General features: G+C 73.0%; 8 protein-coding genes. 1 reads left to right on the top strand and 7 read right to left on the bottom strand.

Features of this window, described 5'->3' with window-relative positions:
• Positions 1-130: 130 nt before the first annotated feature.
• The 5 genes from ACFU5F_RS01560 to ACFU5F_RS01540 form a co-directional block, all read right to left on the bottom strand.
• The gene (locus ACFU5F_RS01560; RefSeq protein WP_383880327.1) at positions 131-1,921 is read right to left on the bottom strand and encodes a serine/threonine-protein kinase; all 1,791 of its coding nucleotides are present in this window, start codon (positions 1,919-1,921) and stop codon (positions 131-133) included.
• Positions 1,922-2,076: 155 nt separating this feature from the next.
• A complete protein-coding gene (locus ACFU5F_RS01555; RefSeq protein ID WP_383880435.1) occupies positions 2,077-3,846 on the bottom strand; it encodes a protein kinase in 1,770 nt (589 codons plus the stop codon).
• Positions 3,847-4,074: 228 nt separating this feature from the next.
• Positions 4,075-6,876 (bottom strand): protein kinase, encoded by a 2,802-nt coding sequence (locus tag ACFU5F_RS01550; protein ID WP_383880324.1) that lies wholly within the window; start codon positions 6,874-6,876, stop codon positions 4,075-4,077.
• Positions 6,877-7,263: 387 nt separating this feature from the next.
• Positions 7,264-9,426, bottom strand: a complete 2,163-nt coding sequence (locus ACFU5F_RS01545; RefSeq protein ID WP_383880321.1) for a serine/threonine-protein kinase — start codon at positions 9,424-9,426, stop codon at positions 7,264-7,266.
• A gap of 184 nt (positions 9,427-9,610) precedes the next feature.
• Positions 9,611-11,317, bottom strand: coding sequence for a glycerol-3-phosphate dehydrogenase/oxidase (locus tag ACFU5F_RS01540; protein ID WP_383880318.1), 1,707 nt, complete (start codon positions 11,315-11,317; stop codon positions 9,611-9,613).
• Positions 11,318-11,597: 280 nt separating this feature from the next.
• Between ACFU5F_RS01540 and ACFU5F_RS01535 the strand changes: the two genes are divergently transcribed.
• A complete protein-coding gene (locus ACFU5F_RS01535; protein ID WP_383880316.1) occupies positions 11,598-12,806 on the top strand; it encodes a nucleotide sugar dehydrogenase in 1,209 nt (402 codons plus the stop codon).
• 566 nt (positions 12,807-13,372) lie between these two features.
• Here ACFU5F_RS01535 and ACFU5F_RS01530 read toward each other — a convergent pair.
• Positions 13,373-14,497, bottom strand: a complete 1,125-nt coding sequence (locus ACFU5F_RS01530; RefSeq protein ID WP_383880313.1) for a GuaB3 family IMP dehydrogenase-related protein — start codon at positions 14,495-14,497, stop codon at positions 13,373-13,375.
• A 105-nt stretch (positions 14,498-14,602) separates the two neighbouring features.
• On the bottom strand, positions 14,603-16,105 hold the full coding sequence (guaB, locus tag ACFU5F_RS01525; RefSeq protein WP_383880311.1) for an IMP dehydrogenase: 1,503 nt from the start codon (positions 16,103-16,105) through the stop codon (positions 14,603-14,605).
• Positions 16,106-16,247 lie beyond the last annotated feature (142 nt).

Here is a 16,247-nt window from a genome sequence, read left to right as displayed (position 1 = left end):
TCACAGACCCGTGACGCGGAACGCCGCATATCTCCGCTTTGGTACGAACGCGCATGCCGGTCGCAGGTGCACGAGAGCACCGCCCGGCCGCGCCGGGCAGCACGGCCGGAGCCGCGCGCGGAAGCGCGGCTCAACCGCGTACGAACGTGTCCACCGCCACGTCGAAGTACTCCTTCGCCTCGCTCACCTTCCCGACGGGCGCCGACACCCACACGTCGTACAGCCGCCCGTCCTGCTCCCAGCACAGGTCGTAGGTGTGCCGGGGCCCCTCCGCCGCGCTGAAGCCGTCCCAGGTGAACTCCCAGAGCGCGGCGGGGCGTCCGCCGTGGGTGGTCTCGGTGACCCTGCCGTCGCGGTAACCGGGGTTCGTCGAGGGCCCCTCCTCATGGGCGCGCCGCATCACCCCGGCCGGCCCGCCCTCCTCCGGGTCGTCGAGTTTGACGCCGATCCGGATCACCTGCCCCGGCGACATGTAGAAGACCCGCTTCCCCTGCGGTTCCCGGGTGAAGTCGTCCGGTACGGCGAGGCTGAAGCCCCGGTCGTCCTCGGCCAGTCGGTACCCCGAGGGCGCGGCCGGCGCGGTGGCCGCCCGCGAGCGCGTGATCGTGGGCGTGGCGTCGGCCGACGTACCGGCGGTGCCGTCCGTCGGCGTACCCGGCGTGCCGGATCCGCCGCCGGACACGCCGGACACGCCCGGGGTGGTCGGCGTGCCCGCCGTACGCGACGTGTCCGGCGTGCGCGGCACCGAGGTGCCCGGCGTGCCGCCGCCTCCCCCGCCGTCTCCCTCCCGCATCAGCAGCACCGTCGCCGAGACACCCGCCCCGGCGATCGCGGCCACCAGCGCGGCCGCGACCAGCACACTCCGGGTGGAGCGCGGCTGCCGCTGCGCGGGCTGCTCCCGCAGGGTCACCTGAGGGCCGTCGGACGCGGGCGGTCCGGGCGGCGGCGGCCCGCCCGCCGCCGCCCCGTCCGGGGCGGCGCCCCCGGACGGGGCCCCGCGCCGCATGTCGCGCCCCGGGCGCGGCACGTCCCGCCGGGTCGGGGTGTAACCGGCCGACGTCCTCGGGGCCTTGGTCGTCCTCGGTGTGCGGCCGGTCTCCCGGAAGGCCCGCAGCAGCCGCTCCGCCTCCGTCGCGTCGAGACGGCGGTCCGGATCGCGCTCCAGCAGCCCCCGGACGACGGGGAGGAGCGGCGCGGCCTGCGCGGGCGGCCGGATCTCGTCGACGACGACCGCGTGCAGGATGCCGCCCAGCGAGTCCCGCCGGAACGGCGACTCCCCGCTGAGTACGGCGCAGAGCAGCGCGCCCAGCGACCACAGGTCGGACTCCGGCCCGGTACGGGTCCCGGCCATCCGTTCCGGCGCGGTGTACTCGGGCGAGCCGACGAAGGACCCGCTCTCGGTGAGCGTGGTCGCGCCGGCGACCTGGGCGATGCCGAAGTCGGTGAGGACGACACGGTCGGTGCCGGTCTCCACCAGGACGTTCGCCGGCTTGAGGTCGCGGTGCAGCACCCCGGCGTCGTGCGCCCGGCGCAGCGCGCCCAGCAGGTCGATCCCGATCCGCGCGGCCTCCCGCGCGTCCATGGGCCCCTCGGCCTCGATGCGCTCGGCGAGCGAGCCGCCGTTGATCAACTCCATGACGATGTAGGGGCGTTCGTCCTGTTCGACGACGTCGTGCACGACGATGATGTGCGGGTGGCCGAGCCGGGCGACCGCCCGCGCCTCCCGCAGGGTGCGCTCGCGGCGCTGCCGGGACCGCTCCTCCGGGAGCGAGTCGTCGAGGGCCAGCTCCTTGACCGCCACCTGCCGGCCGAGGAGTTCGTCGGTGGCGCGCCACACGATCCCCATACCGCCGCGGCCGATCCTGGCCTCCAGCCGGTACCGGCCCGCTATGAGACGGACGTTCTCCCCCTCGGTCCCCATACGCCCCATCATGCCGCACCGGACCGAAACCCTCCGGTGCCGCGGAACGGCCTGGCCGACAAGCGACGTACGCGCGACCCCTGAGCGCCACGCGAGCGCCGTGCGGGAGACCCGTGCGTCGGGCTCACTCCGTCGGCCGGCACCTCAGCCCCGGCTCACCCCTTCGGCGGGGGACGCCAGCTGCGCAGCACCGCGTAGAACTGCTTCTCCGCCGTGTCCCAGTCGGCCACGGGGGCGGACATGTAGATCGTGTACTCGACGCCGTCCCGGGAGAGATACATCTGTTCGATCGCCCGGCGCGGCCCGGGGAACTCCGTGTCCTTCGCCGGCGCGGTCCAGGTGAAGTCCCACAGCGCGCCCGGCCGGTCGCGGAAGATGTTCTCCTTCAGACTGACCTGCTCGTACTCGGGCCGCGCCGTCCGCAACTGCTCCTCCAGGTCGAGCTGGTGGTGGTACGGACTGTCGAAGTCCGGCGCGTCGTCGACGGCGATCCTGAGGAAGTGCTCACGGTTGTCCGGGGTGTAGTCGATCTGTGTCCCCATCACCTTCCGCTTCCACCCCTCGGGCAGGGCGAGGCTGAAACCCTCCGGGTCCTCGACCCGCTTCCACCCCTCGGGCACCCCGGCGTCCGCGTTCGACCCGGCCGTGGTGGAGCCGCTTTTCGTGCGCCACACGTCCGCGTAGTGCATCGCGGCGGCGCCACCACCGCCGATGAGCGCGGCCAACAGGAGAACGGTCACGGCCGTACGGACCCGGCCGCGCCGCCCGGCGGTGGACGGCGGAGCCGGAGCGGCCGGGGCGGACCCGAGGCCCGGGGCCATCGGGGCGGCCGGCGTACCGAAGGTGTCGGCGGCCGTCCCCGAGGTGGGGTGCCCCGGCACCCACGCGCCGCCATCCGCAGCCGTACCCGTTCCGGACCCACCACCCGTATCCACACCGGGCGTACCAGGAGCACCGGACGTACTAGGCGTACCGGGCGCACCGAGCGCGCCCTTCGCGCCACGCGCGCCCCCGCCCACCCCGCCGTCCGGCGCGGCACGCCCACCCGTGTCGTCCTCCGCGCCCGCCGGGTGCTGCCGGGTCGGCACATACGCCTGGGCCACCCGGGGCCGCCGCCCCTCCGCCGCCTCGGCGAGCATCTGTTCGGCTTCGGCGGCGGCGGGACGTACGGCCGGGTCCTTGCACAGCAGCGCGGTGATGACGGGCCCCAACGGCCCGGCCTGCGCGGGTTCGGCGGCCTCCTCGCCCACCACGGCCTGCATCGTGGTGAGCGGTGTGGTGCGCCGGAACGGTGACTTGCCCTCGACCGCCGTGTACAGCGTGGCTCCCAGCGACCACAGGTCGGACGCCGGGCCGGGGTCGTGCCCGCGCACCCGCTCGGGGGCGATGTAGTCGACGGACCCGACGATCTCGCCGGTCCGGGTGATGGTCGTGTCGCCCTCGACCTGCGCGATCCCGAAGTCGGTCAGCAGGACCCGCCCGTCCTCGGCGAGCAGGACGTTGCCCGGCTTCACATCGCGGTGCAGGACGCCGGCCCGGTGGGCGGCGCCCAGCGCGCGCAGCACCCACATCCCGATCCGTGCCGCCTCGCGCGCCTCGACGCGCCCTCGCTCCTTGACCGCGTCGGCCAGGGAGACTCCTTCGACCAGCTCCATGACGATCCACGGCCGGTTGTCGTGCTCCAGCACGTCGTGCACGGTGACGACGGCCGAGTGGTTGATCCGTGCCGCCGCGCGCGCCTCCGCCCGGGTCCGTTGCAGGAGGATGCCCTGCTCGTTCTCCGAGACGTAGAGCGCGGCCGTCAGCTCCTTGATCGCGACGGCCCGGTGCAGCACCTCATCGTGCGCACGCCAGACCCGTCCCATGCCACCGCTGCCGATCGTGTCGACCAGCCGGTAGCGCCCCGCGAGGAGCAGCCCCTGCATCTGATTCACGTTGCCCCGCAATGTTCTTGACAGGGTCACATTAAGGAGCGGCCCGCGCCCCGGGGAACCGGCCGGGCCGCACAGGGACAGCACTGTGACGGTTCTCGCTTCCGCGGCCGGAACGCAACCTTCCGAAGGTTGCGCGCCCCGCGCCCGTTCGCCCCGCCGACGCCCTCGCGCGCGCCTCCCGAAGCTGCCGTCGACCCGTGGCCGGCTCGCCGGAAGCCGCTAGCCGGTCACCTTGTACGTGGCGGCCGCCTGCTCGTACAGCCGGGTGACCTCGTCCCGTTCCGCCTCCGGTCCGCGCAACTGGACCACGTGGTAACGCCCGTCGAGAAGGATCGCGAGGTTCCGTACGTAGACGCCGCGTCCCTCGGAGTCCTGCCAGGTGAACTGCCCCTCCGCCGAGGTCACCCCGCCCACCTCGATCAGCCGCATCCCCGTCGACGTGGCCCAGGACGAGTCCCGGAAGGGCTGCAACTCACGCTCGCCCTCCCGCTGGTACTTCAGCGGATCGCCGCCGTACGTCGCCCTGCTGTCCCGCCCGGGCACGAGGATCAGCTCGAAGTCGCCCCGGGAGTACACGATCTGACCGCGCCCGTTCTTGGCGCTGCGGTCCCAGCCGGTGGCGACGGCGACCTGGAACCCCTCGGGGTCCTTGCGCAGGGTGAACCCCTGGGCGACCTCGGGATCACCGGTCTGTGTCTGCGTCGAACCGGACGACTCCGACGGGCTCGCCTCGTCCTGGTCCTTCTCGCCGCCGTCGGGCGAGTTCGAGTTCTGGTCGGAGCCGGGTCCGTCGCTCGCCGTGGGCGACGGACTCCGCTGCCCGGCGCTGTCCGTACGGCTGCCCGCGTCACCGCGCTCGTCGCTCGGCGCGGCCTTCGGCATGAACACCACGGCGTAGGTGACCGCCGCCACCAGCGCGAGCAGGATCAGCAGGAGCAGGTTGCGGCCGAGCTTGCGGGGCTGCGGGGGCTTCTCCCGGGTGCGCTTGTGGCGGGCGTGCGCACTGGTCGCGGGCAGCCCGGCCCGGCGCCTGCGGACCAGCTCGCCGCGCCGCCGTACGATCGGCAGCCGGCTCGCGTCCACGGGCGGCGCCGGCACGACGTGTGTACCGGCCTCGGGTTCGGGCGCCGACCGCACCAGTGAACGCAGCCAGCCGCGCAGTTCCTCGAAGTCCAGCCGATCGGTGGGGTCCTGGCGCAGCAGGGACTCCACGACCGGGCGCAGCGGCCCGCACTCCTCGGCGAACGCGGGCGGCTCCGCGCACACCAGCTGCACCAGCTCGGCGGTGTTCTCCTCCGGATACGGCGCGTGTCCCTGCACGGCCCGGAACAGCAGCGCCCCGAGCGCCCACAGGTCCGTCGAGGGCCCGATCGGGGCCGCCAGCTGCCAGTTCTCGTGCACCGGCCCGGCCTGCTCCGGCGCCCACCGCTCCGTGACCGGCCCGACCACGGCCATCCGCGCCTGCCGCGCCCGCTCGGCGGCGAGCGCGGTCGCGGGCCCGCGCCGGGCGGCGGCCCCGCCGCCGGCACCGTCCCAGGGAACGCTGTCCGCGACACGCGCGGCGTACGGACCGGCCGGGTCGTCGTCACCGGAGTGACCGGCGTACCCGGCATGCTCGGAGTACCCGGAGTCCTGAAGCGCGTCGTGCCCGGGGACCCGGTGCGTGCCGGTGTCGCCGTCGTCGAAGGGGGCGTCGGCCCGGCCGGCCCCGGCCGGGCCTGCGCCGAGCGGACCGGGGGCGTAGGGCGAGAAGTCGCCGGACGCCGGAGCACCCCGGCCGTTGCCGCCTGGCACGGCCGTCCCGCCTCGGGGTGCCGCGCCGTGCCAGGCGCTCGTGGCGCCGCCGTTCGCGAGGACACCGTAGGGGTCGGCGATCTGGCCGAGCGGCACGGGGCGCGTCCCCCCGCCGGGAGCGGGGTCGCCGTCGCGCCCCGGGCCCGTCGCCGGGGTGTCCTGCGGGGCCGGCCGCTGCGCGGGCAACCCCGTGCCCGGCCCACCCCGCTGGTCGTCCTGCACGCGGGCCGCGGCCCGCGCGCCCGCCCGGTACGCGGCGATCGCGCCCGCTCGCGCCGCCCGGGCGTCCCCGCCGGCCTCCAGCGCGCGCTGCCCCCCGGAGGGGTCCGCGCCCTTGGCCGTCGTACGTCCCGCGCGTGCCTCTATCGCCGCCCGCCGCGCGGCCTCGGGGTCCTCGACGACGCCCCCGGGCCCGTCGGCACGGGCGCCGCCGTACGTGCTCCCGCCGGTGCGCCCGGGCAGGGCGCCCCCGGGTGCCGACGCCGCGCGCGCGGCCGGAAGGCCACCGGGCGGCACCGGGTCACGCCGTACCGCGTGTCCCCCGCCGGGCCCCACGGCCGGCACGCCCGCGCCGCCGTCGGGTGCCCCGGGCGGCTGGTCCTCGAACTCCCGTGCGGGCACCGGGTCGTACCCGCACAGCGCCTCTTCCGCCGCTCCGACCGCCAGCCCGGTCAGCATCACCCGGCCGTCGTCGCAGACCAGCACCGTACGGGCGGTGATGTTCCGGTGGACCCAGCCGTGGGCGTGCAGCGCCCGCAGCGCGGTGAGCACGTCGGCGGCGACCTCGGCCGCCCGGTACGGGGTCAGCGGCTGTTCGGCGAGCAGTGCGGCGAGGGTCCGGGCGGGCACCAGTTCGCTCACTATCCACAGCGAGCCGCCCTCGGCGAACACGTCGAAGACCTGGTCGAGCCGCGGATGGTCGGGGATCTGCGCGGCGGCCTGCGCCGCCTCGACGGCCCGGCGGACGGCGGGGTCCGCGGACCCGCGTGCGGTCCGCGCCGCTCCCCGGCGCCCGCCGCCGTCCCGTGCCACATAGCCTTCGGGCAGCCCGTCCGCGTCGAGCATCTCCGCCTCGACGACCTCGGGCAGCGGCACCTGCCGGACCAGGACCTCCTGACCGCTGTAGGTGTCGAAGGCGCGCAGCTCCGGGGCGAGTTCGTACTCGTCGGAGGGGGGCAGCGGCAGGCGATAGCGGTCGGCGAGTACACGCCCCGCGTATGCGTCCACAACACCCTCCCCCGGCCGCCCGGTTGGTCAATTCCGTTCGCCTTGTGTCCCGTTCCGCTCTTGATGCGTGCGGTCCGCAGCCCTTCACGATACGTGCCGGAGGCAACTCACATTGACTCGATGCGATATCTCGTTCGTCTCGAATGTGCTCGAACGCATCCGATCTTCCCCGGAAGGGCCGCCCCCGAACTCACCCGGCGGGCACAAGTGCCGAAGCCGCGGTCACTTCGAGGCAGTCGCCCCGTCCCACGCCCCCGCACGCCCCCCGCGGAACCCGGAGCCGAAGCACGAGATCGCACGCGGACTCAGCACGAACGAACCGGCGCACACCACTGACTCACGCGCGCCCCGGGCGCACACCGTCACGGACGGGATGCGCCCGGCACCTCACGACTTCGGCTTGAACGTCTTCGTGAAGGTCCGCCACGTGTCCTTGCGCAGCTCGCCGCTCCACTCGGACGCCTTCGCGGTGTACATCAGCGCGTAGCCCTGCCGGGAGTCGACGACGAAGCCGCGGTCGATCGACCGGTACTTCGTCCCGCTCTCCACATAGGTGAACTCCCAGTCGGCCGCGTTCCAGCCCCGGTAGTCCACCGCCTCTATTCGGATCCGCTTGTACTGCGAGCGGACCATGTACCGCTCCTGGTTCTTCCAGTCCGCGACCGGGTCGTCCTTCGGCGTGGTCGTCCAGCCGACGAGCAGCCGCTGCCCGTCGGGGCCGGAGAAACGGGCCCCCGCGGTACCCGTCGACTGGTACTTCCATCCGTCGGGCAGCCCGATCGAGAAGCCCTGACCGCTCTTGTACGTCTCCGTCGCGAGGGTGCCCGAGCCGGAGCCGTCACCGCCCACGGATCCGTTCGACCCGCCCGTGGGGTTCGGCGAACTGCCGCCGGACCCGCCCGGACCACCGGCTTCCTCCGTCGTCTCCCCGTCCGGACTGGGGTCGGACCCCTTGTCGGCTTCCTTGCTGTCCTTGCCCTTGTCGTCCGTGCCGCCCTTGCCGTCCGTGCCCTTGCTGCCGGCGTCGCTCCCCGACGCCGCCCCGCTGGACGCGGCCGCCTTGGTGTCGGCGCCCTTGCTGTTGTCGGAACTGTCGCCGTCGCCCCGGGTGAGCACGAAGACGGTCCCGAGGACGACCAGGACCACGGCCACGGCGATGGCGGCCAGGGTCCGCCGCGACACCACGTCCGTGATCGGAGCGCGCGGCACCGGCCGCGGCGGCAGGTCCGGCGGCGGCACCTGCGGCCACCCGGAACTCCGCTTCGGCGCACCGGCGTTCCCCGCGGCGTCACCCGCGCCCGCCGCACGCGGCCCCGGCACCCCCGGCGCCGACGCGCCCGCCGTCCGTCCCGAGCCACCGCCGGCCTTGGCGGCACCGGCACCGGAGGACACTCCGACGGAGGCGGACCTCGTCGTCACGGCCGCCGAGGACGCGGACGCGGCGGCCGCCCCGCCGGAAGCCTTGCCCGAAAGCCCACCTGAGGCCCCACCACCGGCACTCCGGGCCACACCGGTGCCGGCGGCAGCGGCCCCGGCCGCGCCCTTGCGCATGGACCACCGAGGCGCGCGCGGCCGCTCGCCGCCGCCCTCCTTGGCCCCCGCGCCACCGGACCCGCCCTTCTTCGGGCGCTCCTCCGGCACCGGCGGCAACGGCACGACGCGTGTCGCGTCCACCGGGTCGACGTCCTTCGGATCGGGCGCGTGGATCACGGTGTTGAGCATCGCCCGCGCACCGGCGTCGTCGAGCCGCCGCTCGGGGTCCTTGGTCAGCAGCCCGAAGATGACGTCCTTCAGGGGACCGGCCCGCTTCGGCTCCGGCACCGGCTCGGTCATCACCGCGGTCAGTGTCGCTATGGCCGAGCCCTTGTCGTAGGGCGGCACCCCCTCGACCGCCGCGTAGAGGAGACCGCCGAGCGACCACAGGTCGGCGGCGGGCCCGGGCTTGTGGCCGCGGGCCCGCTCCGGCGAGATGTACGAGGGCGCGCCCACGAGCATGCCGGTCGAGGTGATGGAGGGGTCGCCCTCGACCTGCGCGATGCCGAAGTCGGTGAGGACGACCCGGCCGTCGCGCTTGTCGATGAGGACGTTCGACGGCTTCACGTCCCGGTGCAGGATGCCCTCGCGGTGCGCGGCGCGCAGCACGTCGAGAATGGCGAGCCCCACCTCGGCGGCCCTCTTCGGTTCGAGCACGCCGTCCTCGCGGATGGCCTCGGCGAGCGACTTGCCCTCGACGAGCTCCATCACGATCCACGGACGGTCGTCCTCGTGCACGACGTCGAAGACCGTCACCGCGGCGTTGTTGCGGATCCGCGCGATGGCCTTGGCCTCGCGCAGGGTGCGCGTGATCAGGCGCCGTTTCTCGTCCGCGTCGATGCTCGACGGGAACCTCAGCTCCTTGACGGCGACCGTACGGCCCAACGTCTCGTCCTCGGCACGCCACACCGTGCCCATGCCGCCGCGACCGAGCACCCCTCCCAGCCGGTACCGCCCGGCGAGGAGACGTGCGTCCTTGTCCTGACGGGAATCCCCAGCCCGCTCCGCCTCCGACATGCGTCCCCTCATACAACCCGCCCTGACAGAGCCTCCATTGTCACCCACCCGCCAAGCGCCCCACGCCCTGGGCCCCCCTCAACCAGCCACGGCGGCGGCCGAGAAGGGTCGGGAGGCGCACAGGTGGGGGCCGGGCGGGGGCGGGCGGGGGACGGTCACCACCCGCCGCGCCCGGCGGTCCCGGCTACAGGGGCACGATGTCCGGCGCCCCCAACCGGGCCGCGTCCGCGGTCAGATCGTCCGGCTGACGCTGTGACTCCCGCTCCGCCTCGACCCTCTTCTCGTAGTGGCGCGCCTCCCGCTCGATCTGCTCCTTGTCCCAGCCGAGCACCGGCGCCATCAGCTCCGCGGCCTCCCGCGCACTGCGCGTCCCCCGGTCGAACGTCTCGATGGAGATCCGCGTCCTGCGGGTGAGCACGTCGTCGAGATGCCGGGCGCCCTCGTGCGAGGCCGCGTACACCACCTCGGCCCGCAGATAGTCGTCGGCCGCGTGCAACGGCTCGCCCATCGACGGGTCGGAGGCGATCAGGTCGAGCACCTCCTCGGCCGCCGATCCGTACCGGTTCAGCAGATGCTCCACCCGCACCACGTGCAGTCCCGTGCTCGCCGCGATCCGCGCCCGCGCGTTCCACAGCGCCCGGTACCCCTCCGCCCCCAGCAGCGGCACGTCCTCGGTGACACACTCCGCGACCCGCTGGTCCAGGCCGTGCACGGCCGCGTCCACCGCGTCCTTGGCCATCACCCGGTACGTCGTGTACTTGCCGCCGGCCACGACCACCAGCCCCGGCACCGGGTGCGCCACGATGTGCTCCCGCGAGAGCTTGCTCGTGGCGTCCGACTCGCCCGCGAGCAGGGGCCGCAGCCCGGCATAGACCCCCTGCACGTCGTCCCTGCTCAGCGGCACGGCCAGGACCGAGTTCACATGCTCCAGCAGATAGTCGATGTCCGCGCTGGAGGCCGCCGGGTGCGTCTTGTCGAGGTCCCAGTCGGTGTCGGTGGTCCCCACGATCCAGTGCCTCCCCCAGGGGATCACGAACAGCACGGACTTCTCGGTCCGCAGGATCAGACCGGTCGTGGAGTGGATCCGGTCCTTGGGTACGACCAGATGGATGCCCTTGGAGGCCCGTACGTGGAACTGGCCCCGCTCGCCCACCATCGCCTGGGTGTCGTCGGTCCACACCCCGGTGGCGTTCACGACCTGCCGGGCGCGGATCTCGTACTCCCCGCCGCCCTCGACGTCCCGCACCCTGGCCCCGACCACCCGCTCGCCCTCCCGCAGGAAGCCGGTCACGCGCGCACGGTTGGCGACCTTCGCCCCGTACGACGCGGCCGTGCGCACCAGGGTGGCCACGTAGCGGGCGTCGTCCATCTGGGCGTCGTAGTACTGCAGGGCCCCGACCAGCGCGTCCTTCTTCAGACAGGGGGCGACGCGCAGGGCGTGACCGCGGGTCAGATGGCGGTGGACCGGCAGTCCCCGGCCGTGGCCGCGCGCCATCGACATCCCGTCGTACAGCGCGACGCCCGAGCCCGCGTACCACCGCTCCCAGCCCTTGCGCTGCAAGGGATAGAGGAACGGCACGGGCTTCACCAGATGCGGTGCCAGCCGCTCCAGCAGCAGCCCTCGCTCCTTCAACGCCTCGCGCACGAGGGCGAAGTCGAGCATCTCCAGATAGCGCAGACCGCCGTGGATCAGTTTGCTGGACCGGCTGGACGTGCCCGACGCCCAGTCACGCGCCTCGACCAGGCCCGTGGACAGACCGCGGGTCACGGCGTCCAGGGCCGTCCCCGCACCGACCACGCCACCACCCACGACCAGCACGTCCAGCTCACGCTCGGCCATACCCGCCAGTGACTCGGCGCGCTGCGCCGGTCCCAGTGCCGCTGTCCTCACCGCTGCCTCCTGCTGTCGGTCGCGCCGCCCCGCCTGTCCCCGCCCGTCGGGCGGGAACCCATCCATGTCCCCCTGCCCAAAATTCTGACCGCCTCGCCCGACTTCGGCCACCACCCGCCCCCGGCCTGTGGATAACTCCGCAGGACGCGCGCAGAAAAACGACCTCCCAATCCCGCATATCGGTCATATTTACGCCTAGTGTGACATTGCGCTCGCTCGTCCAGACCACAGGGCTTGCGCGTCTGTCCCGCTTCGGTTATTGGGAAGGACGGCCCACGCCATGCCCGCAGATCTCGCCGTCATCGGACTCGGCCAGTTGGGGCTGCCGCTGGCCCAGGCCGCCGTCGCCGCCGGCATCGCCACGCTCGGTTACCGCACCGGCCCGGACTCCGGTTCCCTCACCCCCGGCGAACTGCGCCGCATGCTCGCCCGCGGCTTCAAGCCCACCACCAGCCCCGCCGAACTCGGCCGGGTGCGTACGGCGGTCATCTGCGCGCCCACCCCTCCCGGCGCCGACGGCTCGCTCGACCTCACCCAGGTCGAGGAGGCAGCCAGCACGCTGGCCGCGCGGCTGCGCCCGCACACCACGGTCATCCTGGAGTCCCCGGTCCCGCCGGGTACCACCGGGGACCTCCTGCGCCCCCTGCTCGAAGAGGGCTCCGGACTCCGTGCGGGCCGCGACTTCCACCTCGCCTACTCCCCGCCCCGCGTGGACCCGGGCAACCGCGCCTTCGGCCCCGCCAACACCCCCAAGGTGATCGGCGGCCTCACCCCCGCCTGCACGGAATCGGCGGCGGCGTTCTACGGCCGCCTCACCGACAAGGTGGTACGCGCGCGTGGTCTGCGCGAGGCGGAGGCGGTCCACCTCCTGGAGACCAACTACCGCCACGTCAACATCGCCCTGGTCAACGAGATGGCCGCGCTCTGCCACGACCTGAACGTCGACCTCTGGGACGTCATCCGCTGCGCCGAGACGAAACCCTTCGGCTTCCAGGCGTTCCGCCCCGGCCCCGGCGTCGGCGGCCACGCCCTCCCCCAGGACCTCGCGGGCCACGCCCCCCGCTCGCTCCGCATGGTCGAGCTGGCCCAACGGGTCAACCACCGCATGCCCCAGTACGTCGTCCAGCGCGCCGCCACCCTCCTCAACGAGCACGGCAAGTCGGCCCGGGGCGCCCGCGTCCTCCTGCTCGGCATCACCTACAAGCCCGACGTCCCCGACCAACAGGGCACCCCCGCCGACGAGATCGCCCGCCGCCTCATCGAACTCGGCGCCCATGTCAGCTACCACGACCCGCACGTCCCCACCTGGAGCGTCCTCGACCGCCCCATTCCCCGCGCCGACTCCCTCTACGAGGCCACCGCCGACGCCGACCTGACGATCCTCCTCCAGCAACACCGCACGTACGACCTCCAGGGCCTGTCGGTGAAGGCGCAACTGCTGCTGGACACCCGGGGAGCCACACCCACGGGGGCGGCGCACAGGTTGTGAGAGGGGTGCACGACACAGCCCCGGCCTCCGGGGCTGGTGGCAGACACCGCCCCACCCCGGTACCGTACGGAAACAGGTGAGGCCCACCGCAGCGGTCACTGCGGCAGGCTCCTGGATGGTTCACGGAGTGTCCGCCCCTATTCCGCTTGGGGGCGGCCGCTCACCATCCGAAAAGCCGCAAGATCCACTTCCTCCGGCACTTCACCATCCGAAGACGGACTCGGTCCCAGCGGGTGGGCTTGCGGTGACGTCCCATGGGCGCCCCCTTCCACGACACCGCCCGTTGACCCGGTAGGCGGTCCGTCGGAATCGGTCCGGGCCCCGAGGGCGGGGTCCGGACCATGTCCTTGGAAGGGGGCTCCCAGCCGAACTGGGGCGCCGGACACGAACGTTATCGCCCGGCTACGCCCATTCGGCCCACATTCGTCCCCCACACCCCCACACCCCCACGCGCCCCCACCCCACAACTCACGCCCCCGCCACCCCACTTGGGCACACAAAAGGGCCCGGTCACCCGAAGGCGACCGAGCCCCAAGAGCCCCGCTCAAGCCGAGCGCGGCGTCACGTCACCGCATGTGCTGCGAGTCCGCCACCGTGACCTCGACCCGCTGGAACTCCTTCAGCTCGCTGTACCCGGTCGTGGCCATCGCCCGCCGCAGCGCACCGAAGAGGTTCATGGAACCGTCGGGCGTGTGCGAGGGCCCGGTGAGGACCTCCTCGATCGTCCCCACCGTCCCCAGGTCGACCTTCTTGCCGCGCGGCAGTTCCTCGTTCACCGCCTCCATGCCCCAGTGGTTGCCCTTGCCGGGCGCGTCCGTGGCGCGGGCCAGCGGGGAGCCCATCATCACCGCGTCGGCGCCGCAGGCGATCGCCTTCGGGATGTCGCCGGACCAGCCGACACCGCCGTCGGCGATGACGTGCACGTACCGGCCGCCGGACTCGTCCATGTAGTCCCGGCGGGCGGCGGCGACGTCGGCGACCGCCGTGGCCATCGGGACCCGGATGCCGAGCACGTTGCGCGTGGTGTGCGCGGCGCCGCCGCCGAAGCCGACGAGGACGCCGGCCGCGCCGGTGCGCATCAGGTGCAGGGCGGCCGTGTAGGTGGCGCAGCCGCCGACGATCACGGGGACGTCCAGCTCGTAGATGAACTGCTTCAGGTTCAGCGGCTCGTGCGAGCCGGAGACGTGCTCCGCGGACACGGTCGTCCCGCGGATGACGAAGATGTCGACGCCCGCGTCCACGACGGCCTTGGAGAACTGGGCGGTGCGCTGCGGGGAGAGCGCGGCGGCGGTCACGACACCCGAGTCGCGGACCTCCTTGATGCGCTGCCCGATCAGCTCCTCCTTGATGGGAGCGGCGTAGATCTCCTGGAGGCGACGGGTCGCGGCCTCGTCGGGCAGGCTGGTGACCTCGTCGAGCAGCGGCTGCGGGTCCTCGTACCGCGTCCAGAGCCCTTCGAGGTTCAGGACGCCGAGGCCGCCCAGCTCACCGATGCGGATGGCGGTGGCCGGGGAGACGACCGAGTCCATGGGTGCGGCCAGGAACGGCAGCTCGAAGCGGTAGGCGTCGATCTGCCAGGCGATCGAGACCTCCTTCGGGTCCCGCGTACGGCGGCTGGGGACGACGGCGATGTCGTCGAAGGCGTACGCCCGGCGGCCGCGCTTGCCGCGCCCGATCTCGATCTCAGTCACGTCTGTGGCCTTTCCCTGATGCGTTCAGCGTCTACCAGTATCGCCGACGGGCACGCCGAGGGCGGTTCCGGAGTCCCCCGGAACCGCCCTGGAGCAGCGTGCCGTCTACTTACGGCTGTAGTTCGGCGCCTCGACCGTCATCTGGATGTCGTGCGGGTGGCTCTCCTTGAGGCCCGCGGAGGTGATCCGGACGAAGCGGCCCTTGGTCTCCATCTCCTCGATGGTGGCCGCGCCCACGTAGCCCATGGTCTGGCGCAGTCCGCCGACGAGCTGGTGCAGCACGTTGGCCAGGGGACCGCGGTAGGGCACCTGGCCCTCGATGCCCTCGGGCACGAGCTTGTCGTCGGCGGCCACCTCGGCCTGGAAGTAGCGGTCCTTCGAGTACGACCGGCCCTGGCCGCGGGACTGCATCGCGCCCAGCGAACCCATGCCGCGGTAGGACTTGAACTGCTTGCCGTTGATGAACTGCAGCTCGCCGGGCGACTCCTCGCAGCCCGCGAGGAGGCTGCCCAGCATCACGGTGTCGGCGCCGGCGGCGAGCGCCTTGCCGATGTCGCCGGAGTACTGCAGACCGCCGTCGCCGATGAGCGGGACGCCGGCCGGACGGGCGGCGAGAGAGGCTTCGTAGATGGCGGTGACCTGCGGGACACCGATACCGGCGACCACCCGGGTCGTACAGATCGAGCCGGGGCCCACGCCGACCTTGATGCCGTCGACACCGGCGTCGATCAGCGCCTGGGCGCCGTCGCGGGTGGCGACGTTGCCGCCGATCACGTCGACGGGGACGCTCGACTTGATCTTCGACATCCAGCTCAGGGCGTTGCTGTTGTGGCCGTGCGAGGTGTCGACGACCAGGAAGTCCACGCCGGCCTCGGCGAGGGCCTGGGCCCGCTCCAGCGCCTCGGGGCTCGCGCCCACGGCGGCGCCGACGATCAGCCGGCCCTCGGAGTCCTTGGCGGCGTTCGGGTACTGCTCGGCCTTGACGAAGTCCTTGACCGTGATGAGGCCCTTGAGGATGCCCGCGTCGTCGACCAGCGGGAGCTTCTCGATCTTGTGGCGGCGCAGCAGCTCCATGGCGTCCGCACCCGAGATGCCGACCTGGCCCGTGACCAGCGGCATCGGGGTCATCACCTCGCGCACCTGACGGGAGCGGTCGGTCTCGAAGGCCATGTCACGGTTGGTGACGATGCCCAGCAGCTTCTTGTTCCCGTCGGTCACCGGGACACCGCTGATGCGGAACTTGGCGCACAGGGCGTCGGCCTCGGCGAGCGTGGCGTCCGGGTGCACGGTGATCGGGTCGGTGACCATGCCGGACTCGGAGCGCTTCACGAGGTCGACCTGATTGACCTGGTCCTCGACGGAGAGGTTGCGGTGCAGGACGCCGACGCCGCCCTGGCGGGCCATCGCGATCGCCATACGTGACTCGGTGACCTTGTCCATCGCCGCCGAGAGCAGCGGGATGTTGACACGGACGTTGCGGGAGATGCGGGACGAGGTGTCGACCGCGTTGGGGAGCACCTCGGATGCGCCCGGCAGCAGCAGCACGTCGTCGTAGGTGAGCCCGAGGGTCGCGAATTTTCCGGGCACTCCGTCGACGTTGGCAGTCATGACACCTTCCCCAAATGGCCTTGATCGGTGCGGATGTCCATGCTAACGGGAAGCGCGGGGCACACATTCCACGGTACGAAGTGATACCGGGCTTCGTATGTTCGTACGGAATCCACACCTCCCGTGTTCACGCGGAGGCGTC

It is taken from the genome of Streptomyces sp. NPDC057438 (genome assembly GCF_042802995.1).
Classification (GTDB): domain Bacteria; phylum Actinomycetota; class Actinomycetes; order Streptomycetales; family Streptomycetaceae; genus Streptomyces.
This window is presented reverse-complemented; position numbering and strand designations above follow the sequence as displayed.

Coding starts and splice junctions, on each gene's coding strand:
- ACFU5F_RS01560 (WP_383880327.1), bottom strand. CDS start 1,921: ATGGGGACCGAGGGGGAGAACGTCCGTCTCATAGCGGGCCGGTACCGG.
- ACFU5F_RS01555 (WP_383880435.1), bottom strand. CDS start 3,846: ATGCAGGGGCTGCTCCTCGCGGGGCGCTACCGGCTGGTCGACACGATC.
- ACFU5F_RS01545 (WP_383880321.1), bottom strand. CDS start 9,426: ATGTCGGAGGCGGAGCGGGCTGGGGATTCCCGTCAGGACAAGGACGCA.
- ACFU5F_RS01535 (WP_383880316.1), top strand. CDS start 11,598: ATGCCCGCAGATCTCGCCGTCATCGGACTCGGCCAGTTGGGGCTGCCG.
- guaB (WP_383880311.1), bottom strand. CDS start 16,105: ATGACTGCCAACGTCGACGGAGTGCCCGGAAAATTCGCGACCCTCGGG.